The sequence below is a fragment of the Pseudorhizobium marinum genome, assembly GCF_000705355.1.
Lineage (GTDB): Bacteria > Pseudomonadota > Alphaproteobacteria > Rhizobiales > Rhizobiaceae > Neorhizobium > Neorhizobium pelagicum.
This window is the reverse complement of the sequence record NZ_JMQK01000003.1, coordinates 84,132-106,187: the sequence shown is the minus strand read 5'-3', so window position 1 is coordinate 106,187 and position 22,056 is coordinate 84,132. Positions and strand designations below refer to the sequence as shown.

Sequence of the window (22,056 nt, the reverse complement as noted above, 5' to 3'; positions counted from 1 at the left end):
ATCCTAGAGAAAACGGAAACAGACCATGGCCACCGAAATCCGCGTCCCGACCCTCGGGGAATCCGTCAGCGAAGCCACCGTAGGCACCTGGTTCAAGAAAGTCGGCGACACCGTCAAGGCCGACGAGCCGCTCGTCGAACTTGAAACCGACAAGGTCACCGTCGAAGTTCCGGCGCCTGCGTCCGGCGTCCTGACCGAGATCGTCGCCCAGAACGGCGAGACCGTCGGTCTCGACGCCCTTCTCGGACAGATTTCCGAAGGTGGCGCAGGGGCGGCTCCAGCCGCTCCCGCAAAGGCCGAAGAGCCGGCCAAGGCTTCCGAGCCTGCTCCGGCCAAGGCCGCCGAGCCGGCTCCGGCCGCGAAGGCTGCGCCTTCCGAAATGCCGGCGGCTCCGGCAGCTGCCAAGATGCTTTCGGAGAACAACCTTTCCGCGGAACAGGTCGACGGTTCAGGCAAGCGCGGCCAGGTCCTGAAGGGCGACGTCATCGCTGCCGTTGCCAAGGGCATTTCCGCACCGGCGGCCCAGGCGGAGGCTCCCAAGGCTGCACGGGCACCGTCGAGCACGGACGATGCGTCCCGCGAAGAGCGCGTGAAGATGACGCGCCTGCGCCAGACCATTGCGCGGCGCCTGAAGGACGCCCAGAATTCGGCTGCCATGCTGACCACCTACAACGAGGTGGACATGAAGGCGGTCATGGATCTGCGCAACCGCTACAAGGACGTGTTCGAGAAGAAGCACGGCGTGAAGCTCGGCTTCATGGGCTTCTTCACCAAGGCCGTGACCCACGCACTGAAGGAACTGCCGGCGGTCAACGCCGAAATCGACGGTACCGACATCATCTACAAGAATTACTGCCACGTCGGCGTCGCGGTCGGCACGGACAAGGGTCTCGTCGTTCCTGTGGTGCGCGACGCGGACCAGATGTCGATTGCCGAAATCGAGAAGGAAATCGGTCGTCTTGGCCGGGCAGCGCGCGACGGCCAGCTCAGCATGGCCGACATGCAGGGCGGCACGTTCACCATCTCGAACGGTGGCGTCTACGGTTCGCTGATGTCTTCGCCGATCCTGAATGCGCCGCAGTCGGGTATTCTCGGCATGCACAAGATCCAGGAGCGCCCGGTCGCCATCGGCGGCCAGGTCGTCATCCGTCCGATGATGTATCTGGCACTATCCTATGACCACCGGATCGTCGACGGCAAGGAAGCCGTCACCTTCCTGGTGCGGGTCAAGGAAAGCCTGGAAGATCCGGAACGTCTCGTTCTCGACCTCTAAGCAAGGAAAAGCAGCATGGACATCGCTTCGGCAGATGCCACGTATCTCCTGACGCTGCTTACCCTCAGCGTTGTTCTGCTGCTCGTGCACATCGGGCTGCAGGGAATGCTGGCGACCAAGGAACTGGGGTCCGCGTGGAACGCTGGACCCCGGGACGAAGGCAGGGCGCCGAAGGGTGCGCTGGCCGGTCGGGCGGAGCGGGCTTCCCTGAACTATCGGGAAACCTATCCGGCCTTTGTCGGGCTCCTGCTCGCACTGTCCTTCACGGGTGACGCGTCGGGGTTCGGGCTGGTCGGCGGTACCGTGTGGCTGGTGGCGAGGATCTTCTATGTTCCGCTCTACCTTGCCGGAATACCCTACATCCGCTCACTCGTCTGGCTTGTCAGCATCCTTGGGCTGCTGATGATGATGTTTGCCCTGTTCGCCTGACCGACGCGGCGTTTCACTAAAAAGGAATCTGAAATGGCATATGATCTCGTCGTCATCGGAAGCGGCCCCGGCGGATATGTCTGCGCCGTCAAGGCTGCACAGCTCGGGCTCAAGGTCGCCGTCGTCGAGAAGCGTTCGACCTACGGCGGCACCTGCCTGAATATCGGCTGCATTCCCTCCAAGGCGCTGCTGCACGCCTCCGAGATGTTCAGCCATGCGGCACATGGGATGGGCGATCTGGGCATCGAGATCGCGGCGCCGAAGCTCAACCTCGAAAAGATGATGGCGCATAAGGATGCGACCGTGAAGTCCAACGTCGAAGGCGTGTCCTTCCTGTTCAAGAAGAACAAGATCGACGGCTTCCAGGGCACCGGCAAGATCGTCTCGGCCGGAAAGGTCTCGGTGACGGGCGAGGATGGCAAGGCACAGGAACTCGAGACGAAGAACATCGTCATCGCCACGGGTTCGGACATCGCCGGCATCCCGGGCGTCAACGTCGACATCGACGAGAAGGTGATCGTTTCCTCCACCGGCGGCATCGCGCTCGACAAGGTACCGGAGCACATGATCGTCGTGGGCGGCGGTGTCATCGGCCTTGAGCTCGGCTCGGTCTGGATGCGTCTCGGTGCCAAGGTGACCGTCATCGAATATCTCGACACCATCCTCGGCGGCATGGACGGCGATGTGTCCAAGCAGTTCCAGCGGATGCTGGCAAAGCAGGGCATGGCCTTCAACCTCGGCGCCAAGGTGACCGCTGTGGAGAAGACAGGCACCGGCGCCAAGGTGACCTTCGAAGCGGTCAAGGGCGGCGAGGCGCAGACACTGGATGCGGATGTCGTGCTCGTGTCCACCGGCCGCAAGCCGTTTACTGCAGGACTTGGTCTGGAAGAGGCAGGCGTCGCGCTCGACAACCGTGGCCGCGTCGAGATCGACGGACACTACAAGACGAATGTCGACGGCATCTATGCGATCGGCGACGTGGTGAAGGGTCCGATGCTGGCGCACAAGGCGGAAGACGAGGGTGTGGCGCTTGCCGAAATCCTCGCCGGACAGCACGGCCATGTTAACTATGACGTCATTCCGAGCGTCGTCTATACCCAGCCGGAAGTTGCCTCCGTCGGCAAGACGGAAGAAGAGCTGAAGGCCGCCGGCGTTGCCTATAAGGTCGGGAAATTCCCGTTCACCGCCAATGGACGCGCGCGCGCCATGCTGGCGACGGAGGGCTTCGTGAAGATCCTCGCCGACAAGGAAACCGACCGGGTTCTGGGTGGCCACATCGTTGCGCTCGGTGCGGGCGAGATGATCCACGAGATCGCCGTGTTGATGGAGTTCGGTGGCTCTTCGGAAGACCTCGGTCGCACCTGCCATGCGCATCCGACGATGTCGGAAGCCGTGAAGGAGGCAGCTCTGGGCACCTTCTTCAAGCCGATCCACATGTAAAAACGCAAGTCCAGGATTACATCTTCTTCATCTTCGAGGCCGCAGCTTGTCTAACGAGCGGCGGCCTTTATCGTCTGGAAGCAATTGCCGCTCAATGATTTGACGAAAGGCAAGTAAATGGCTTCCGAGACTGTTTCCTATTCTGTGTCCCAGCGCATCCTTCACTGGCTGGTCGTCGCTCTCGTCTTCTTCAACCTGCTGCTTCCGGAGGGAATGGAGGATTGGAACCGGGCGTTCAGCCAGACCGGCACGGCGACGGCCGAGCAGGTGGCAAGCGCCAATCTCCACGCCTATGCCGGGATCGCGATCCTGATCCTGACGCTCTGTCGGATCGGTCTGAGGCTGACGATGAAGGCGCCGGCCCTGCCGGCCGAAGAGCCGCCGCTCTTTCGTCTGGCGGCGAAGGTCACGCATGGTGCCCTCTATGTCCTGACCATCGCCCTGCCGTTCAGCGGCATGGCTGCGTATTACTTCGGCATCGAACAGGCGGGCGAGGTCCACGGCGGGCCGTTGAAGTTGCTTCTCTGGCTGGTCATCGCGGCCCACGTGCTGGGCGTCTTGGTGCACCAGTTCTACTGGAAGACCAATATACTGCGGCGGATGACGGTCGGCTGAGGCCGGCTATGGAACGGCGGTTACCGTAAAGCCCTGGCTGCGGAGCAGGGCCACCAGCCCTTCGTCGCCCGGCAGATGCAGGGCGCCGACGGCCATGAACACGCCGCCTTCGGCCAGCATCGGGGCCGCCCGCTCGGCCATGCGCTTGTTGCGATCCGAAACGACGGCACTCTCGAATGCCGCATTGGCGCTTTCGTCGTCACCAGACTCGGCTGGGGTGAGCGCCTTCAGCGCCGGGATCGTCAGGCCTGTTTCGCCCGCGAGATAGAGTTGCGTCATGGTTTCGACGACGTCGTCCATCCGGTCGCCCAGCCTGACGGTCTCCACCAGTGCCTCGAGATGGAACTCGATCGGCATCTTCGCCATAGCCTCCAACTGCTCCTGAAGCGTCTCAAGCCCCTTCACCGGCTTCCCGGCGGCAGCCGCATCGAGCGCGATCTTCTTGTCGAGGAAGACGGCATTCTCGGCCTTGCGCGCCGTTTCGCAGGCGGAGCTGGCGACGAAGGCCGCCAGCATCCAGGGCTTCATCCGCGAGACGGCGGAGAGCGAAAGGCCGCGGCTTTTCAGGCCCGCCTCCAGAACAGCGAGATCATCGGCTGCCAGCAGGGTCTCGATCGACCGGCCATCGGTGAACATGGTGAGCTCCGGTTTACCCAGAATGGCAGCCATCGCCCTCTTCTCGTCCAGGATTTCGTCCGATTCGATGACGATCATCCGGGCGCCGGCATGTACTTCTGCCGCGCCGGCCGGCATCTTGAGGACGCGCGGATCGGTAACATGCATGGTGCCGAGCAGGTATGATGGCTCGGTGCCGGCGCGCTGGATCTTCCAGAACAGGCCCTGACCGTTGACGATCTGCCGGCCTTCGTCGAGCACTTCGGCGTAGCGTTCGGGATCGTCCTTCTGAAGCGTCTCGAGAAGGTTTTCGCCCCGGCACTCGGCATCTGCCCGGGCGGGCGAAAGCGTGCCCAGCACCATCATGAGAGAAGCCAGCAGAAGGAGATGGAGCCCGGCCATCAGCCACAGCGAGAGCGACGGTAGCCAGCGGGGCAGGCTGCGCGAGATACGGGAAGAGCCGGGGTTCATCATGTCATCCGTCCGAAATTTCCGCGGACCCTAATTGCGTCGGCTCCACAACAGATTAACGCACATGCTTAAAGCCTTCTTAAGCCCGCGGGTGGGCACGATCGTAGACATCGAGCAGCCGGGCGCTGTCGACGCCCGTGTAGATCTGCGTTGTCGAGAGGCTGGCATGGCCGAGAAGCTCCTGGATCGTTCGCAGGTCGCCGCCGCCCGCAAGCAGATGGGTGGCAAAGGAATGGCGCAGGGCATGCGGCGTCGCGGTCTCCGGCAGACCGAAGGCGCCACGCAGCTTCTGCATGCCCCGCTGGATGATGGCCGGCTGCAGCGGGCCACCCCGCGCGCCGCGGAAGAGAGCGGCATCCGGAGCCAGAACGTAGGGGCACAGGGTCCTGTAGGTCTCCACCGCCTCGATGACGAGGGGCAGCAGAGGTACGATGCGGGTCTTGCCGCCCTTGCCGGTGACACGCAGCACCGTATCTCCCGGTTGAACATCCGTGGGGCGAAGGCCCAGCGCCTCCGAGATGCGCAGGCCGCAGCCGTAGAGAAGCGTCAGGACCGCGGCATCGCGGGCGGCGATCCAGGGTTCGTCATGGAGCTGGGTCTCGGCCGCGACCACCGCGATTGCCTGGCGATCGGTCAGAGGCTTTGGCAAGGATTTCGGCTGCTTTGGCGCCCGAATGGCACCGGCTGCCGCCGCGTTCACAAGACCCTGGCGCTCCAGGTAGCGCAGAAAAGATCGCAAACCTGCCAGATGGCGTCCGAGCGAGCGGGCGCCCGCACCCTGGCGTCGGCGAAACGCCAGAAAGGCCCGCAGATCTCCCGTCCGCAGCGTATGAATGTCGGCGATACGGGCCGGCCCACCCAGGTGCCCGGTCAGGAACGACAGGAATTGCCGGCTGTCCCGCTCGTAGGCGTCCAGGGTATTGGCGGATAGCCGGCGCTCGTCGCGGAGGCTTTCCAGCCACTCCCGGCGTTTGTCGAGCAGGTCCGGTGCGGCGATCGTCAGCAGTTCGTTCAATGTCGGGCCTATTGATTTGCTCGGTTATCCGACACAGATTGCAGGGGGCGGCGTTACAATTTGCTAAAGATGCAACGTTGTCATTGTTCGATCATACGGGACTGCGATATAGCCCCTATCCTGTCTGCAGGAGTTTGTATGGCGCGCCGCGATTCACTGTCCCCTCTGGGGCAATTCGCCGAAGCAGTTTCTCTGGTTTCGCAAGGAAAGCCTGGTCATATCGTTGATACGCTCATTACCGAGCGTGGCCAGCGGATCGTCAGGCATCCGCTGTGGCCGGTGATGCGGCCATTTCTCTACACCTTGCTTCGGTATGATCGAGCGATCGAGTTCGCCAACGACATCGCCGCCATGTCCGGGTTTCAGTCGTTCGAATACCTGAGCGAGACGCTGAAGCTCGACGTGCGCGTGACGAATGCCGAGCGCATTCCGGCTTCGGGCGGCTTCATCCTGGTCAGCAACCACCCGACCGGGATTGCGGATGGCATTGCCGTCTTCGACCTCCTCAAGGATCGTCGTCCCGACCTGATGATCTTTGCCAATCGGGATGCCGTCAGGGTCAATCCCCGGTTCGCCGAGATGATCATCCCTGTCGAATGGCGCGAGGAGCACAAGAGCAAGCTGAAGACGCGGGAAACCCTCGTGCTGACCAACAGCACGGTGGAGAACGGCAAGGTCATGGTGCTGTTTCCCTCCGGCCGCATCGCCTACTGGGCGGACGGGCAGCTGAACGAGCGGCCGTGGAAGACCTCGGCGGTGGGGCTTGCCAAGAAGTACAACCTGCCGATCCTGCCGATCCATATGAAGGCTCGCAACTCGGGCCTCTTCTACTGGTTCGCCAAATGGTCGACGGAACTGCGCGACATGACGGTGTTCTACGAACTCCTCAACAAGAAGGGCAATCGCTTCGATGTCACGGTCGGCCAGATGATCCAGCCGGATCAGCTGGAGGGCGATCTTGCGGATGTCACGAAGGCGATCGAGACGCATACCGTCTCCAGGCTCGGTGCAGACGGTGACGCGATCTTCGGCCCGGTAACATCCTCGGGGTCCTGACTCTTCCCGAAGGGTTCCCTTTTGTTCCGCTTCGGGGCAATGTCCCGCCATATGTCCACAGAATCGACCAATCTCTTCGGCGCGCTCTTCGAGGCGCCGCCAGCTAGGCAGGTGGTGCCCGTTCTCGTGCCGTTGCCGGCGCCGGGACCCTATAGCTATGCCGTGCCGGAGGGGATGCACGTCGAGCCCGGTTCGATCATTCAGGTGCCGCTCGGTCCGCGCCAGGTGATCGGCGTCGTCTGGGACAGCCAGGCGGACGACAAGCTGGACCCGAAGAAGCTTCGCCCCATCACGCAGGTGTTCGATTGCCCGCCGCTGTCGGCCGACATGCGTCGTTTCATCGAATGGGTAGCCGGCTACACGCTTTCGCCGCCCGGACTGGTGGCGCGGATGGCCATCCGCGCGCCTGCCGCACTGGAGCCCGAGCCGATGATCGAGGGCATCCGGTATATCGGCGGACAGCCGGAGCGGATGACGCCGGCACGGTCGCGGGTTCTGGATCTGGTGGGTGAGGAAGACATTTCCTGGACGCGGGCAGGGCTGGCGCATGCCGCCGGCGTCTCGACGAGCGTCATCGACGGACTGACGCAGCGCGGGCTGTTCGAGACCGTGTTCATGCCGCCGCCGCCGGTTGTCGCGCGCCCGGATCCCGACTATGCCGCCGCGCGCATCGAGGGGCCTCAGACAGAGGCTGCTGCCGAGATCGTCGCGCTCGTGCGCAAGGGCGGGTTCTCCTCGTCGCTGATCGACGGGGTCACCGGCTCCGGCAAGACCGAGGTCTATTTCGAGGCGATCGCCGAGACGCTGCGGCAGGGCAGGCAGGTGCTGATCCTGCTGCCCGAGATCGCCCTGACGTCAAGCTTCCTCGAGCGGTTCCAGGATCGCTTCGGCGCCAAGCCCGGCGAGTGGCACTCGGATCTTTCGCCGCGGACGCGCGAGAGGGTGTGGCGCGGCATCGTCACCGGCGAGGTCCAGGTGGTGGCGGGCGCCCGCTCGGCGCTCTTTCTGCCGTTCGAGAACCTCGGCCTGATCGTCGTCGACGAGGAGCACGACCCGGCCTACAAGCAGGAGGACCGGGTGTTCTACAATGCCCGGGACATGGCGGTCGTGCGGGCGAGGATCGGCGACTTCCCGATCGTGCTCGTGTCGGCGACCCCCTCCGTCGAAAGCAAGGTCAACGCCCAGGCCGGCCGCTATCATCTCCTGCATCTGCCGACGCGCTTTGGCGATGCCGCCATGCCGGACCTGCATCTGATCGACATGCGGCGCCATGCGCCCCAGAGGGGCGGCTTCCTGTCGCCGGTGCTGCTTCGGGCGATTGGCAAGACGATCGAACACGGCCACCAGTCACTGCTCTTCCTGAACCGGCGCGGCTATGCACCGTTGACGCTCTGCCGCGTGTGCGGCCACCGCTTCCAGTGCCCGCAGTGCTCCAGCTGGCTCGTCGAACACCGCTTCCGCAACCAGATCCAGTGCCATCAATGCGGCTACCACGAGCCCACGCCCGAGGCCTGTCCGGAATGCGGCACGCTCGACCATCTCGTGGCCTGCGGGCCGGGGGTGGAGCGCATTGCGGAGGAGGTCGAGAAGCATTTTCCCGATGCCCGCACCATCGTCATGTCGTCCGACCTTCTCGGTGGCGTGAAGCGCCTGCGGCTGGAACTGGACGCCATCGCGCGCGGCGATGCCGATATTGTGATCGGGACGCAACTGGTCGCGAAGGGCCACAACTTCCCGCTGATGACGCTGGTGGGAATCATCGATGCGGACCTTGGACTTGCCAATGGCGATCCGCGCGCGGCGGAGCGGACGTTCCAGCTTCTCAGCCAGGTGACGGGCCGAGCCGGGAGAACGGGTCTCAAGAGCCATGGCCTGCTGCAGACCTACCAGCCGCAGCACCCGGTGATGCAGGCGATCGTCTCGGGCGACCCCAGCGCCTTTTACGAGCGGGAGATCACCGAGCGGGAGAAGGCAATCCTGCCGCCGTTCGGGCGGCTTGCTTCGGTCATCGTCTCTGCGGAGGGTCGGGCCGACGCGGAACTGCACGCGCGCGGGCTCAGGGCCGCCGCCCCGCAGGTCTCCGGCATATCGGTTCTGGGTCCGGCCGAAGCGCCCCTGGCGCTGGTGCGGGGGCGTCACCGGTTCAGGCTGCTGGTTCACGGACGCCGCAATTCCGACATGCAGGGTTTTCTCCAGGTGATGATGGAAAAAGGCCCGAAGATCCGAGGCTCGGTGCATGTGCAGATCGACGTCGACCCGCAGAGCTTTCTTTGAGAATCAGGAGCCGGCTGGTATGGGGCGTTTCCCCTTCCCGCATTCCAGGAGAGAACAGTGGAGCTCTACTTCCCGAGCGAACTACCGGAGCAACTGGCCTTTGTCTCAGCGGCAGTGGTGGCCGTGATCGGCCTCCTCACGCTGCTGTTTCCGGCCGCCGTGCTCAAGGCCGCGGGCTTCACCACGGGTGAGGTCGCTGCCGAGGGATTCGGTGCGGCGCGCTCCTCGGGCGGTCTTCAGCTCGGGCTTGGGCTGGCAGCCCTGGCGCTTGCCCAGGATTTCACCTACCTGATGCTCGGCAGCGCACTGGCCATGGCGGCGCTCGGACGCGTGCTGTCGCTGATGCTGGACCGCGGCCGGACCGGTCGCAATGTGCTGGCCGTATTGTTGCAGCTTGCGCTGGCGAGCCTGCCGCTCGGCTATGTGCTCGGTTATTTCTAGGCTCCGGACGCGAGGGAATCGCGGCCGGCATGTCATAAATTCGGCTCAGCGCCTTGGAGCCAAGGCTTTTTAGCCTATCTGCCGTGTTGCGAGTCCATAGCTCCTATGCTAGACGAACCGCGAACGTGTGAAAGGGTCAGCGAGAAAGCTGGCTGTTTTCAATCAAATAGCAAATAATCTCAGGGGCTTGTCGGTCTCCCGCTCGGAGGTCTGGCGCCTGACAAAAACTCAGGGAAACTGTGCCCGTGGCTGACACGTCCCAGCTGATTTCCGGTGTAGCGGAGCGATACGCATCGTCGCTGTTCGAACTCGCTCTCGAGTCGAACTCGATCGATGCCGTCAGCGCAGATCTCGCTCGGTTCGAAGCCATGATGAACGAAAGCGCCGATCTGAAGCGCCTCGTCGTAAGCCCGGTGTTTTCGGCCGACGAGCAGAAGCGCGCGATTTCGGCTGTTGCCGACAAGGCGGGCATCACAGGCATCGTAGGCAATTTCCTCCGGGTGGTTGCCGGCAACCGGCGCCTCTTCGCGCTGCCGGGCATGATCCGGGGCTTTCGACAGATTGCCGCTGCCCATCGCGGCGAAGTTACGGCCGAAGTGACGTCCGCTCATGCGTTGACGCCGGCCCAGGAAAACGAACTCAAGTCGGCGCTGAAGGGCGTCACTGGCAAGGATGTGGTCATCGCCGTTACCGTCGACCCCACGCTTCTTGGCGGCCTGATCGTCAAGGTCGGATCGCGCCAGATCGACACCTCCCTTCGCACCAAACTTTCCACCCTTAAGCTTGCACTGAAAGAGGTTGGCTGATGGATATCCGCGCCGCGGAAATTTCCGCAATTCTTAAAGATCAAATCAAGAACTTCGGCCAGGAGGCTGAGGTTTCCGAAGTCGGCCAGGTGCTCTCGGTGGGTGACGGTATCGCTCGCGTCTACGGTCTGGACAACATCCAGGCCGGCGAGATGGTCGAGTTCCCGGGCGGCGTCCGCGGCATGGCGATGAACCTCGAAGCCGACAACGTCGGCGTGGTCATCTTCGGTTCCGAGCGCGAGATCAAGGAAGGCGACACCGTCAAGCGGACGGGTGCCATCGTTGAAGTGCCGGTCGGTCCGGAACTGCTCGGCCGCGTCGTCGACGCGCTCGGCAATCCGATCGACGGCAAGGGCCCGATCGCCACGACCCGCCGTTCGCGCGTCGACATCAAGGCTCCCGGCATCATCCCGCGCAAGTCGGTTCACGAGCCGATGTCGACCGGCCTCAAGGCCATCGATGCGCTGATCCCGGTCGGCCGTGGCCAGCGCGAGCTCGTCATCGGCGACCGCCAGACCGGCAAGACCGCCATCATTCTCGATACCTTCCTCAACCAGAAGCCGATACACGACAACGGCCCGGATGCTGAAAAGCTCTACTGCGTGTATGTCGCCATCGGCCAGAAGCGCTCGACGGTTGCCCAGTTCGTGAAGGTGCTCGAAGAGCGCGGCGCACTGCCCTATTCGATCATCGTTGCTGCAACCGCCTCCGATCCGGCGCCGATGCAGTACCTGGCACCGTTTGCCGGCTGCGCCATGGGTGAGTACTTCCGCGACAACGGCCAGCACGCCCTGATCGCCTACGACGATCTGTCCAAGCAGGCTGTTGCCTATCGTCAGATGTCGCTTCTGCTGCGCCGTCCGCCGGGCCGTGAAGCCTATCCGGGCGACGTCTTCTACCTGCACTCGCGTCTTCTCGAGCGCGCTGCCAAGCTCTCCGACGAGCGTGGCGCCGGTTCGCTGACGGCCCTGCCGGTCATCGAAACCCAGGGTAATGACGTTTCGGCGTTCATCCCAACCAACGTGATCTCGATCACCGACGGCCAGATCTTCCTCGAGACGGACCTGTTCTACCAGGGCATCCGTCCTGCCGTGAACGTCGGTCTGTCGGTGTCCCGCGTCGGCTCCGCCGCGCAGGTCAAGGCGATGAAGCAGGTTGCCGGTTCGATCAAGGGCGAGCTTGCGCAGTACCGCGAAATGGCGGCCTTCGCGCAGTTTGGTTCCGACCTGGATGCCTCGACGCAGCGCCTGCTGAACCGTGGTGCCCGCCTGACGGAACTCCTGAAGCAGCCGCAGTTCTCGCCGCTCAAGACGGAAGAACAGGTTGCGGTGATCTTTGCTGGCGTCAATGGCTACCTGGACAAGATCCCGGTCGGCGATGTCGGCAAGTTCGAGCAGGGCCTGCTCAACTACCTTCGCTCCGAAGGCAAGGACGTTCTCGATGCGATCCGCACCGAGAAAGCCCTGTCGGACGACATCAAGGCAAAGCTCAAGGCGGCCATCGACAGCTTCGCCAAGTCTTTCGCCTGAGACCAGATCTAGCCCTAAGGACCGATAACGGATGCCTTCACTAAAGGATCTGAAAAACCGGATCGCCTCCGTCAAGGCGACGCAGAAGATCACCAAGGCGATGAAGATGGTCGCCGCGGCGAAGCTGCGCCGTGCGCAGGAGGCGGCCGAGGCCGCTCGTCCCTACGCCGAGCGGATGAACAAGGTGCTGGCCAACGTCAGTGCCGCCTCGGAAGGTGGTGCGGAAGCGCCTCTGCTTCTGACGGGTACCGGTCGCGACCAGGTTCACCTTCTCGTCGTGGCAACGGGTGAACGCGGCCTTGCCGGCGGCTTCAACTCCTCGATCATCCGGCTGGCGCGCGACCATGCGCTCAAGCTGCTTTCGCAGGGCAAGACGGTGAAGATCCTGACCGTCGGCCGCAAGGGTAACGACATCCTGCGGCGGACGTTCAAGGAAAACATCGTCGACTACATTACCTTCCGCGAGGTCAAACAGCTGAGCTTCGTGAACGCCGACGAAGTGGCGGGCAAGGTTCTCCACCTCTTCAACAAGGGTGAGTTCGACGTCGCAACCATCTTCTATGCGCGCTTCCAGTCGGTGATTTCCCAGGTGGCGACAGCCCAGCAGATCATCCCGGCGACGTTTGAGAAGACGGAAGCTGCGACCGGCGCTGCCGCTCTCTACGAATACGAGCCGAGCGAAGAAGAAATCCTCGAGGACCTGCTGCCGCGCAATGTCGCCGTGCAGATCTTCCGGGCGCTGCTCGAAAACAACGCATCCTTCTATGGCGCTCAGATGTCCGCAATGGACAGCGCGACGCGCAATGCCGGTGATATGATCAACAGGCTGACCTTGTCCTACAACCGTCAGCGTCAGGCCCAGATCACCAAGGAACTCATTGAAATCATTTCGGGCGCGGAAGCGCTCTGAGATAAGGAAAGAGGGTAAGAATTATGGCTATCGCAGCTACCCTGGATGCCGGCGCCTCCGTCGGCAAGGTGACGCAGGTGATCGGCGCCGTTGTCGACGTAACGTTCGATGGCGAACTGCCGGCAATTCTCAACGCGCTGGAAACCGACAACAACGGCAACCGTCTGGTTCTGGAAGTTGCGCAGCACCTTGGTGAAAACCAGGTTCGGACCATCGCCATGGATGCCACCGAGGGCCTCGTTCGCGGCCAGAAGGTGACAAACACCGGTGCGCCGATCTCGGTCCCGGTCGGGATGGAGACGCTCGGCCGCATCATGAACGTCATCGGCGAGCCGGTCGACGAAGCCGGTCCGCTGAACACCGAATACAAGCGGTCCATCCACCAGGAAGCACCGGCCTACGTCGACCAGTCGACCGAGGGCCAGATCCTCGTGACGGGCATCAAGGTCGTCGACCTCCTGGCGCCTTACGCACGTGGCGGCAAGATCGGCCTCTTCGGCGGCGCCGGCGTTGGCAAGACGGTTCTGATCATGGAACTGATCAACAACGTCGCAAAGGCCCATGGCGGTTACTCGGTCTTTGCGGGCGTCGGTGAACGCACCCGCGAAGGCAACGACCTCTACCACGAAATGATTGAGTCCGGCGTGAACAAGCACGGCGGCGGCGAAGGCTCCAAGGCTGCTCTTGTGTACGGCCAGATGAACGAGCCTCCGGGCGCCCGCGCCCGCGTCGCGCTGACCGGTCTGACGATCGCTGAAGACTTCCGCGACAAGGGTCAGGACGTTCTGTTCTTCGTCGACAACATCTTCCGCTTTACCCAGGCAGGTTCGGAAGTGTCGGCTCTGCTCGGCCGCATCCCGTCGGCCGTGGGTTATCAGCCGACGCTTGCCACCGACATGGGCCAGATGCAGGAACGCATCACCACCACGACCAAGGGCTCGATCACCTCGGTCCAGGCGATCTACGTTCCCGCCGACGACTTGACCGACCCGGCACCGGCGACCTCGTTCGCCCACCTGGACGCAACGACCGTTCTGTCGCGTTCGATCGCCGAAAAGGGCATCTATCCGGCCGTCGATCCGCTCGACTCCACGTCGCGCATGCTCGACCCGATGGTTGTCGGTGAAGAGCACTATGACGTTGCCCGCAAGGTGCAGACGACGCTGCAGCGCTACAAGTCGCTCCAGGACATCATCGCCATCCTCGGGATGGACGAACTGTCGGAAGAGGACAAGCTGACGGTTGCCCGCGCCCGCAAGATCGAGCGCTTCCTCAGCCAGCCGTTCTTCGTCGCCGAAATCTTCACCGGCGCGCCGGGCAAGCTGGTTGCGCTCGAGGACACGATCAAGGGCTTCAAGGGCCTGGTCAACGGCGAATACGACCATCTGCCGGAAGCGGCCTTCTACATGGTCGGCTCGATCGAAGAAGCCATGGAAAAGGCGAAGAAGCTCGCGGCTGCCGCCTGAGCTGACGAAACGCGGGTGCGCCACTCCGGTGGCGCGCCATTGCATGCAACACGTGAAGAAGTGAACCGCCATGGCTGACGCCTTCAATTTTGAACTCGTTTCTCCAGAGCGCCTTCTCGTTTCCGAAAAGGTCACGGAAGTGGTGATCCCGGCGACGCTGGGGGAGATGACGGTTATGGCCCATCATGCGCCGGCCATGACGACGATCAAGCCAGGGGTCGTCTCGGTAAAGCTCGCTGGCGGCGAGGTGACCAAATACGTGGTGTTCGGCGGTTTCGCCGATATCCTGCCGACGGGCTGCACGCTGCTGGCGGAATCTGCCGTCAAGCTTTCGGATGTGACCCGGGAGACGCTTCAGGCCCGCATCGATGCTGCGCGCAAGGATGCAGAGGCGACGACAGACCACGGCCACAAGACGAAGCTCGAGGAATATCTGGCGGCGCTGACCAATCTGAACGGCGCCATCCTGCCTGCGTGATTTCGGCTTCATACTATCTGGAAAGCGGCCTCTGGCCGCTTTTTTTGTTGCGTGGTCACGCTTTGCTTGCTGTGCTTGCGGCAGGGAGACGCCGGCATGATCGACAAACTGGAATTCTTTATCGCCCTGGCGCGGGAACGGCATTTCGGTCGCGCCGCGGAGGAGAGCGGAATTTCGCAACCATCCCTTTCGGCCGCCATTCGCCAGCTTGAAGATCAGCTGGGCGTCGTCCTCGTGGTGCGGGGTTCTCGCTTTCAGGGCCTGACGCCGGAGGGGCAGCGGGTGCTGGAATGGGCGAGGCGCATCGTCGGCGACGCCCGCACCATGCGCGAAGAGATGCGGGCCGCCAAGACCGGCCTCTCCGGTCATATCCGCCTGGCTGCCATCCCCACGGCGCTCGCCATGATCCCGCGGTTGACGGAGCCCTTCCAGGCGAAGCACCCGGACGTCACCTTCTCCGTAGTCTCCCGCAATTCCCTGCAGGTGCTGAGCCAGCTCGACAATTTCGAGATCGATGCCGGGATCACCTATCTCGACAACGAGCCCCTCGGCCGTGTCACCAGCGTGCCTCTGTATGCCGAACACTATACGCTGGTGACGGCGGAGGGGACGCCCTTTGCGGATCGGGAGGCCGTGACGTGGAAGGAGATGAATGGCGTTAGGCTATGCCTATTGACTCCCGACATGCAGAACCGACGGATCATCAACCAGCACCTCGCGGAGGCAGGAGTCACGGTGAAACCGACTCTCGAGTCCAACTCCATGGTCGTTCTGCTCTCGCACGTGGGCACCGGACAATGGGCAAGCATCATGCCGCGGAACGTGGCGAAGTCGTTCGGATTTGCAAAGCAGATCAGGATGATTCCCATTATCGAGCCGGAAGCGAGTCATATCGTCGGCCTGGTCGCGACCCATCGCGAGCCATTTACTCCCCTTGTTTCGGCTCTTCTTTATCAAGCGCGCAGCCTGAGCGCCGCTGATCTCGTTTGATAGCTTTTTTCTATCGCGTAACAAAACAGGTTTATTGACCGTTCCCGGTTGCCGCCCCCACTATGTACACATAAGCGCCGAAGCAGGCGTCGAGAGGGTGCCACTCGTGCATCGTCCGTGGGGAGGCTTGAGACATGAACGTGCATGTGGCGACCGGTGGTTATGCCGAGCGGGCTCTATCGATTATCCATGACCTGAAACACCTCGAGGGGCCGATGCTGCCCATTCTTCATGCCATCCAGCATGAGTTCGGCTTCGTGCCGGAGGAGGTGAAGCCTGTACTGGCGCGTGAGCTCAACCTCTCCCGCGCCGAGGTGCATGGGGTGGTGACGTTCTACCACGACTTCCGCGATGCGCCCGCAGGCCGTCACGTCCTGAAGATCTGTCGTGCCGAGGCCTGCCAGGCCATGGGAGCGGAACGCGTCGTCGATCAGGCTCGTCAGCTTCTTGGTATCGATTTTCACCAGACGACACTGGACGGCGCCGTGACGCTGGAGCCGGTCTTCTGTCTTGGGCTCTGTGCCTGTGCGCCGGCCGCGATGCTGGATGATGAAGTTTATGGCCGCGTTGACGAACACTGTCTTACCGAAATTGTTGCGGAGGCGCGCCGATGACCGTCACCATCTTCGTGCCTCGGGATGCAGCCTCCCTGGCGCTCGGCGCCGACAAGGTTGCCACTGCCATTGCCCAGGAAATCGAGCTGCGAGGCCTCGATGCCCGGATCGTTCGCAACGGGTCGCGCGGCATGGCGTGGCTGGAGCCGCTCGTGGAGGTGCGCACCAGCGCCGGCCGGATCGCCTACGGTCCCGTCAAGGCCGTCGATGTGGCCGGCCTCTTTGACGCGGGCTTCCTCAGCGGCGGCGATCATCCACTCTGTCTGGGGCTGACGAAGGAAATTCCTTTCCTCCGTCAGCAGACCCGGCTCACTTTCGCCCGCTGCGGTGTGACCGACCCGCTCTCGCTCGACGACTACCGCCATTATCAGGGCCTGAAGGGCCTGGAACGGGCGCTGGCCATGTCGGCGCCGGAGATCGTGCAGGAAGTTACCGACAGCGGCCTGCGCGGCCGCGGCGGTGCCGGCTTCCCGACCGGGATCAAATGGAAGACGGTCGCGGACGCGGCCGGTCCGCAGAAATATATCGTCTGCAATGCCGACGAGGGCGACAGCGGCACCTTTGCCGACCGGATGATCATGGAAGGCGATCCCTTCGTTCTGATCGAGGGCATGATCATCGCAGGCATCGCGACCGGCGCCACGAAGGGTTATCTCTATACGCGGTCCGAATATCCGCATGCGATCGAGACGATGAATGCGGCCATCGCCATTGCGCGCGAAGCCGGCATCCTCGGCACTTCGGTGATGGGCTCGCCATATGCCTTCGACATGGAGGTCCGTGCGGGGGCAGGTGCCTATGTCTGCGGCGAGGAAACCTCGCTTCTCAATTCGCTGGAAGGCAAGCGCGGCATCGTGCGTGCCAAGCCGCCGCTTCCGGCGCTCAAAGGTTTTCTCGGCCGTCCGACGGTCGTCAACAACGTCATATCGCTCGCCTCCGTGCCGGTCATCATGGACCGCGGCGCAGCCTTCTACCGGGATTTCGGCATGGGCCGTTCCCGCGGCACGATCCCGATCCAGATCGCCGGCAACGTCAAGTACGGCGGCCTCTTCGAGACAGCTTTCGGTCTGACGCTCGGCCAGATCATCGATGAGATCGGCGGCGGAACGGCCACCGGTCGCCCGGTCAAGGCGGTGCAGGTCGGCGGACCGCTCGGCGCCTATTTCCCCCGTGAACTGTTCGACACGCCGTTCGACTACGAGGCGTTCGCCGCCCGGGACGGCCTGATCGGTCATGCCGGCGTGGTGGTCTTCGACGACACGGCGGACATGCTGAAGCAGGCGCGCTTCGCGATGGAATTCTGCGCCATCGAGAGCTGCGGCAAGTGCACCCCCTGCCGCATCGGCTCGACCCGCGGCGTGGAAACCGCCGACAAGATTGCCCGAGGCATCGAGCCGGAGAAGAACAAGGTGTTGCTGGCGGATCTCTGCAATACGATGAAGTTCGGTTCGCTCTGCGCGCTGGGCGGTTTCACCCCCTATCCGGTGATGAGCGCGATGAACCATTTCCCGGAGGATTTCGCTCCCACACCCCTCGTCGAAGCGGCGGAGTAAGACCATGTCCCTCATTCATGAAATCGACTACGGCACGCCCGCCTCCCGCTTGGAAGCGCAGGTGACGGTCACCATCGACGGGCGCGAGATCACGGTTCCGGAAGGGACATCGGTCATGCGGGCCTCGATGGAGGCCGGCATTCAGGTGCCGAAGCTCTGCGCCACCGACATGGTGGATGCCTTCGGCTCCTGCCGGCTCTGCCTGGTGGAGATCGAAGGACGCGCCGGCACGCCCGCTTCCTGCACCACGCCGGTCATGCCGGGCATGGTGGTGCACACGCAGACGGGCCGGCTGAAGGATATCCGCAAGGGCGTGATGGAACTCTACATCTCCGACCATCCGCTCGACTGTCTCACCTGCGCCGCCAACGGGGACTGCGAACTGCAGGACATGGCTGGCGCCGTCGGGCTTCGTGATGTCCGCTACGGATACGAGGGCGACAACCACGTCCAGGCGCGCACCAACGGCGATATCAACGTCCAGTGGATGCCGAAGGACGAGTCCAACCCCTATTTCACCTACGATCCTTCGAAATGCATCGTCTGCTCGCGCTGCGTGCGGGCCTGCGAGGAAGTGCAGGGTACTTTCGCGCTGACCATCGAAGGGCGCGGCTTCGACAGCCGGGTCTCTGCCGGCATGCACGAGAATTTTCTGGAATCGGAATGCGTCTCCTGCGGCGCCTGCGTGCAGGCCTGCCCGACGGCGACTCTCACCGAAAAATCGGTGATCGCCATCGGCCAGCCGGAGCATTCGGCCGTAACCACCTGCGCCTATTGCGGCGTCGGCTGCTCGTTCAAGGCGGAGATGCGCGGCGAGGAGCTGGTGCGCATGGTGCCCTGGAAGGATGGCCAGGCCAACCGCGGCCATTCCTGCGTCAAGGGTCGTTTCGCCTACGGCTATGCCAGCCACAAGGACCGCATCCTCAACCCGATGGTGCGCGAGAAGATCACGGATCCCTGGCGCGAGGTCACCTGGGACGAGGCCTTTGCGCATGTGGCGAGCGAGTTCAAGCGGCTGCAGTACCAGTATGGCCGTGATTCAATCGGCGGTATCACGTCGTCGCGCTGCACCAACGAAGAGACCTTTCTCGTCCAGAAGCTGATCCGCGCCGGCTTCGGCAACAACAACGTCGACACCTGCGCCCGAGTCTGCCATTCGCCGACCGGCTATGGCCTCGGCCAGGCCTTCGGCACCTCGGCCGGCACGCAGAACTTCGACAGCGTCGAGCATTCCGATGTCGTCGTCGTGATTGGCGCCAATCCGACCGACGGTCACCCGGTGTTTGGATCGCGTTTGAAGAAGCGGCTGCGCCAGGGTGCAAAGCTGATCGTCATCGATCCGCGCCGCATCGATCTCGTCAAGACGCCGCATGTGGAGGCGGCCTATCACCTGCCGTTGAAGCCCGGCACCAACGTCGCGGTCATGACGGCGCTTGCCCATGTCATCGTCACCGAAGGCATCTTCGACGAGGCCTTCATCCGCGAGCGCTGCGACTGGTCAGAGTTCGAGGACTGGGCAGCCTTCGTCGCCGAACCGCAGCACAGCCCGGAAGAGACCGAGATCTTCACAGGCGTTCCGGCCGAACTGGTGCGGGGCGCAGCGCGCCTCTTTGCGACGGGCGGCAATGGCGCGATCTACTATGGCCTCGGTGTCACCGAGCATAGCCAGGGTTCGACGACCGTCATGGCGATCGCCAACCTCGCCATGGCGACCGGCAACATCGGCCGTCCGGGTGTGGGCGTAAACCCGCTGCGCGGCCAGAACAACGTGCAGGGCTCCTGCGACATGGGCTCCTTCCCGCACGAGTTGCCGGGCTACCGCCATGTCTCCGACGACGCCACGCGCGACACCTTCGAGAAGATGTGGGGCGTCACGCTCAACAACGAGCCCGGACTGCGCATTCCCAACATGCTGGATGCCGCCGTCGAAGGCACCTTCAAGGGCATCTACATCCAGGGTGAGGACATCCTGCAGTCCGACCCTGACACCAAGCATGTGTCTGCCGGTCTTGCCGCCATGGAATGCGTCGTCGTCCACGACCTCTTCCTTAACGAGACAGCGAACTATGCGCATGTCTTCCTGCCCGGCTCGACCTTCCTTGAGAAGGACGGCACGTTCACCAACGCGGAACGGCGCATCAACCGGGTTCGCAAGGTCATGTCGCCGAAGAACGGTTACGCCGACTGGGAGGTCACCCAGAAGCTGGCACAGGCGATGGGGCTGAACTGGACCTATACGCATCCGTCGCAGGTGATGGACGAGATCGCTGCGACCACGCCAAGCTTTGCCGGCGTATCCTACGACTACCTGGAAAAAATGGGTTCGGTGCAGTGGCCCTGCAACGAGAAATTCCCGGTCGGATCGCCCATCATGCATGTGGACGGCTTCGTGCGCGGCAAGGGCAAGTTCATCCGCACCGAGTATGTCGCGACCGACGAGCGCACTGGCCCACGTTTCCCGCTGCTGCTCACCACAGGCCGCATCCTGTCGCAGTACAACGTCGGCGCCCAGACGCGGCGGACGGAGAACGTGGTCTGGCACGACGAGGATCTTCTGGAGATCCATCCGCATGACGCAGAACAGCGGGGCATCAAGGACGGCGACTGGATCAAGCTCGCCAGCCGGTCCGGCGACACGACACTGAGGGCGCTGATCACCGATCGCGTGGCGCCGGGCGTGGTCTACACGACCTTCCACCACCCGGATACGCAGGCGAACGTCATCACCACCGACTTCTCCGACTGGGCGACGAACTGTCCGGAGTACAAGGTAACCGCAGTGCAGGTCTCGCCCTCCAACGGACCGACGGAATGGCAGCAGGATTACGAGGAACTGGCCCGGCGCTCGCGGCGGATCGCCGGCAAGCTTGAAGCAGCGGAATAGGATCCGGCAGTGCAGGTTTTTCAACCACAGACGGCGGTGCGGGAGATCGTCTGCCGCAAGGGCACCGTCAGCTCCGGCGTGAGGGTGGTGCCGGAGGAAGTGCCGATCGCGCTCTCCTACGGCGGCTCGACGCAGGCGGTGATGATGGGGACGCCATCCGACCTTGCTGATTTCGCGGTGGGCTTCAGCCTCACGGAGGGGATCATCGCCTCTGCCGCCGAGATCGAGAAGATCGAGGTCGTCGAGGAGCCGAAGGGGATCGACGTGCAGATCACCCTGGTCGAGCACAAGGAAGATGCGCTTCGCCAGCGCCGCCGCCACATGGCCGGGCCGGTCGGCTGCGGTCTCTGCGGCATCGAATCGATCGAACAGGCGATCCGCCCGGTGCCGCAACTCGGGACAGTCGATATCACCCTGACCGGGCAGCAGGTCGCGGCGGCCATCGGCGCGCTCAACGACGCCCAGCCTCTGCATGGCGAAACGCACGCGGTACACGGCGCGGCATTCTTCGTGCCCGGCGGCGGACTGGTCGCGGTCCGGGAGGACGTCGGTCGTCACAATGCGCTCGACAAGCTCATCGGCGCGGTGATGGCGCAGGGCGTCAGCGGCGCCGAGGGCGCAGTGGTCGTCACCAGCCGCGTGTCCGTCGAGATGGTCCAGAAGGCCGCCATCCTTGGTGCGCCCATACTGATCGCCATCTCGGCACCGACGGCCCTCGCCATCCGCACCGCAGAGGCTGCCGGCATGACGCTCGTTGCGCTGGCGCGCGGCGCCGATTTCGAAGTCTTCACCCGCGCGGATCGCATCAATACCGGAGCCATGTCCCATGTCGCATGACCAAACCCGCGAGAAGCTCGTCCGTATGGCCAACCAGATCGCGACCTTCTTCCTGTCGCAGCCGGAGGATATCCGGGCGGAGGGCGTGGCGACGCACATTAACAAGTTCTGGGAGCCGCGCATGCGCCGGCATCTCTTCGAACACATCGACAGCGGCGGCGAGGGGTTGCTGCCGCTGGTGATGCAGGCCTCGGCCTTGATCCGTCGCCCCGACGCGACAGTCGGGACGGGTGTCGGGGTCGGTGACGAAGCGGCAGAAGGCGCGCCGGGCGGCAAGGGCGCCGTCGCGGGCGAGTCTCTTTCGGAACCCAGCGTTCCGGAAAGCACAGCATAGAGATCAATCGTAGGTCGAGGGGCCGA

At 63.4% G+C, this 22,056-nt stretch carries 20 protein-coding genes; 18 read left to right on the top strand and 2 right to left on the bottom strand.

What is annotated here, in order from left to right:
* The first annotated feature begins 25 nt into the window (after positions 1-25).
* The 4 genes from odhB (at position 26) to EO99_RS0104480 (ending at position 3,757) form a co-directional block, all read left to right on the top strand.
* Positions 26-1,273, top strand: a complete 1,248-nt coding sequence (gene odhB / locus EO99_RS0104495) for a 2-oxoglutarate dehydrogenase complex dihydrolipoyllysine-residue succinyltransferase (protein ID WP_029617449.1) — start codon at positions 26-28, stop codon at positions 1,271-1,273.
* Between the two features lie 15 nt (positions 1,274-1,288).
* Positions 1,289-1,702 (top strand): MAPEG family protein, encoded by a 414-nt coding sequence (locus tag EO99_RS0104490; RefSeq protein ID WP_029617448.1) that lies wholly within the window; start codon positions 1,289-1,291, stop codon positions 1,700-1,702.
* Positions 1,703-1,735: 33 nt separating this feature from the next.
* Positions 1,736-3,142, top strand: coding sequence for a dihydrolipoyl dehydrogenase (lpdA, locus tag EO99_RS0104485; RefSeq protein ID WP_029617447.1), 1,407 nt, complete (start codon positions 1,736-1,738; stop codon positions 3,140-3,142).
* A gap of 117 nt (positions 3,143-3,259) precedes the next feature.
* On the top strand, positions 3,260-3,757 hold the full coding sequence (locus EO99_RS0104480) for a cytochrome b (RefSeq protein WP_029617446.1): 498 nt from the start codon (positions 3,260-3,262) through the stop codon (positions 3,755-3,757).
* A 6-nt stretch (positions 3,758-3,763) separates the two neighbouring features.
* Here the strand turns inward: EO99_RS0104480 and EO99_RS0104475 are convergent, their stop codons facing one another.
* Both EO99_RS0104475 and EO99_RS0104470 read right to left on the bottom strand, forming a co-directional pair.
* Positions 3,764-4,843, bottom strand: coding sequence for a TraB/GumN family protein (locus tag EO99_RS0104475; protein ID WP_051679706.1), 1,080 nt, complete (start codon positions 4,841-4,843; stop codon positions 3,764-3,766).
* A gap of 79 nt (positions 4,844-4,922) precedes the next feature.
* The gene (locus EO99_RS0104470) at positions 4,923-5,858 is read right to left on the bottom strand and encodes a tyrosine recombinase XerC (RefSeq protein ID WP_029617444.1); all 936 of its coding nucleotides are present in this window, start codon (positions 5,856-5,858) and stop codon (positions 4,923-4,925) included.
* Between the two features lie 138 nt (positions 5,859-5,996).
* Between EO99_RS0104470 and EO99_RS0104465 the strand changes: the two genes are divergently transcribed.
* The 14 genes from EO99_RS0104465 (at position 5,997) to EO99_RS0104400 (ending at position 22,030) form a co-directional block, all read left to right on the top strand.
* On the top strand, positions 5,997-6,914 hold the full coding sequence (locus tag EO99_RS0104465; RefSeq protein WP_029617443.1) for a GNAT family N-acetyltransferase: 918 nt from the start codon (positions 5,997-5,999) through the stop codon (positions 6,912-6,914).
* Positions 6,915-6,965: 51 nt separating this feature from the next.
* Positions 6,966-9,188: a primosomal protein N' gene (locus EO99_RS0104460; RefSeq protein ID WP_029617442.1), complete on the top strand. Its 2,223-nt coding sequence runs from the start codon at positions 6,966-6,968 to the stop codon at positions 9,186-9,188.
* A 57-nt stretch (positions 9,189-9,245) separates the two neighbouring features.
* Positions 9,246-9,629 carry an AGROH133_08824 family phage infection protein gene (locus EO99_RS0104455; RefSeq protein ID WP_029617441.1) on the top strand — a complete coding sequence of 128 codons (384 nt, stop codon included), beginning with the start codon at positions 9,246-9,248 and terminating at the stop codon, positions 9,627-9,629.
* A 239-nt stretch (positions 9,630-9,868) separates the two neighbouring features.
* Positions 9,869-10,435 carry a F0F1 ATP synthase subunit delta gene (locus tag EO99_RS0104450; protein WP_029617440.1) on the top strand — a complete coding sequence of 189 codons (567 nt, stop codon included), beginning with the start codon at positions 9,869-9,871 and terminating at the stop codon, positions 10,433-10,435.
* Positions 10,435-11,964, top strand: a complete 1,530-nt coding sequence (atpA, locus tag EO99_RS0104445) for a F0F1 ATP synthase subunit alpha (RefSeq protein WP_029617439.1) — start codon at positions 10,435-10,437, stop codon at positions 11,962-11,964. Before EO99_RS0104450 ends, atpA begins: the two co-directional genes overlap by 1 nt.
* Positions 11,965-11,995: 31 nt before the next feature.
* Entirely contained in the window at positions 11,996-12,874 is an 879-nt protein-coding gene (locus EO99_RS0104440; protein ID WP_029617438.1) for a F0F1 ATP synthase subunit gamma, read from the top strand.
* Between the two features lie 23 nt (positions 12,875-12,897).
* Positions 12,898-14,340 (top strand): F0F1 ATP synthase subunit beta, encoded by a 1,443-nt coding sequence (gene atpD / locus EO99_RS0104435; protein ID WP_029617437.1) that lies wholly within the window; start codon positions 12,898-12,900, stop codon positions 14,338-14,340.
* 70 nt (positions 14,341-14,410) lie between these two features.
* Positions 14,411-14,818 (top strand): F0F1 ATP synthase subunit epsilon, encoded by a 408-nt coding sequence (locus tag EO99_RS0104430; RefSeq protein WP_029617436.1) that lies wholly within the window; start codon positions 14,411-14,413, stop codon positions 14,816-14,818.
* A 96-nt stretch (positions 14,819-14,914) separates the two neighbouring features.
* The gene (locus EO99_RS0104425) at positions 14,915-15,808 is read left to right on the top strand and encodes a LysR family transcriptional regulator (RefSeq protein ID WP_029617435.1); all 894 of its coding nucleotides are present in this window, start codon (positions 14,915-14,917) and stop codon (positions 15,806-15,808) included.
* 134 nt (positions 15,809-15,942) lie between these two features.
* Positions 15,943-16,422, top strand: coding sequence for a formate dehydrogenase subunit gamma (locus EO99_RS0104420; protein ID WP_029617434.1), 480 nt, complete (start codon positions 15,943-15,945; stop codon positions 16,420-16,422).
* Positions 16,419-17,975: a formate dehydrogenase beta subunit gene (locus EO99_RS0104415; RefSeq protein ID WP_029617433.1), complete on the top strand. Its 1,557-nt coding sequence runs from the start codon at positions 16,419-16,421 to the stop codon at positions 17,973-17,975. The genes EO99_RS0104420 and EO99_RS0104415 overlap by 4 nt, the downstream gene beginning before the upstream one ends.
* A gap of 4 nt (positions 17,976-17,979) precedes the next feature.
* On the top strand, positions 17,980-20,859 hold the full coding sequence (gene fdhF, locus EO99_RS0104410; protein ID WP_029617432.1) for a formate dehydrogenase subunit alpha: 2,880 nt from the start codon (positions 17,980-17,982) through the stop codon (positions 20,857-20,859).
* 9 nt (positions 20,860-20,868) lie between these two features.
* Positions 20,869-21,696, top strand: coding sequence for a formate dehydrogenase accessory sulfurtransferase FdhD (fdhD, locus tag EO99_RS0104405; protein ID WP_051679697.1), 828 nt, complete (start codon positions 20,869-20,871; stop codon positions 21,694-21,696).
* Positions 21,686-22,030 carry a formate dehydrogenase subunit delta gene (locus EO99_RS0104400; protein WP_029617430.1) on the top strand — a complete coding sequence of 115 codons (345 nt, stop codon included), beginning with the start codon at positions 21,686-21,688 and terminating at the stop codon, positions 22,028-22,030. Before fdhD ends, EO99_RS0104400 begins: the two co-directional genes overlap by 11 nt.
* The last annotated feature ends 26 nt before the right edge of the window (positions 22,031-22,056 follow it).

Coding starts and splice junctions, on each gene's coding strand:
- EO99_RS0104425 (WP_029617435.1), top strand. CDS start 14,915: ATGATCGACAAACTGGAATTCTTTATCGCCCTGGCGCGGGAACGGCAT.
- EO99_RS0104490 (WP_029617448.1), top strand. CDS start 1,289: ATGGACATCGCTTCGGCAGATGCCACGTATCTCCTGACGCTGCTTACC.
- lpdA (WP_029617447.1), top strand. CDS start 1,736: ATGGCATATGATCTCGTCGTCATCGGAAGCGGCCCCGGCGGATATGTC.
- EO99_RS0104480 (WP_029617446.1), top strand. CDS start 3,260: ATGGCTTCCGAGACTGTTTCCTATTCTGTGTCCCAGCGCATCCTTCAC.
- odhB (WP_029617449.1), top strand. CDS start 26: ATGGCCACCGAAATCCGCGTCCCGACCCTCGGGGAATCCGTCAGCGAA.
- EO99_RS0104465 (WP_029617443.1), top strand. CDS start 5,997: ATGGCGCGCCGCGATTCACTGTCCCCTCTGGGGCAATTCGCCGAAGCA.
- EO99_RS0104420 (WP_029617434.1), top strand. CDS start 15,943: ATGAACGTGCATGTGGCGACCGGTGGTTATGCCGAGCGGGCTCTATCG.
- EO99_RS0104460 (WP_029617442.1), top strand. CDS start 6,966: ATGTCCACAGAATCGACCAATCTCTTCGGCGCGCTCTTCGAGGCGCCG.
- EO99_RS0104400 (WP_029617430.1), top strand. CDS start 21,686: ATGTCGCATGACCAAACCCGCGAGAAGCTCGTCCGTATGGCCAACCAG.
- EO99_RS0104430 (WP_029617436.1), top strand. CDS start 14,411: ATGGCTGACGCCTTCAATTTTGAACTCGTTTCTCCAGAGCGCCTTCTC.
- EO99_RS0104475 (WP_051679706.1), bottom strand. CDS start 4,843: ATGAACCCCGGCTCTTCCCGTATCTCGCGCAGCCTGCCCCGCTGGCTA.
- atpA (WP_029617439.1), top strand. CDS start 10,435: ATGGATATCCGCGCCGCGGAAATTTCCGCAATTCTTAAAGATCAAATC.
- EO99_RS0104440 (WP_029617438.1), top strand. CDS start 11,996: ATGCCTTCACTAAAGGATCTGAAAAACCGGATCGCCTCCGTCAAGGCG.
- fdhF (WP_029617432.1), top strand. CDS start 17,980: ATGTCCCTCATTCATGAAATCGACTACGGCACGCCCGCCTCCCGCTTG.
- atpD (WP_029617437.1), top strand. CDS start 12,898: ATGGCTATCGCAGCTACCCTGGATGCCGGCGCCTCCGTCGGCAAGGTG.
- EO99_RS0104415 (WP_029617433.1), top strand. CDS start 16,419: ATGACCGTCACCATCTTCGTGCCTCGGGATGCAGCCTCCCTGGCGCTC.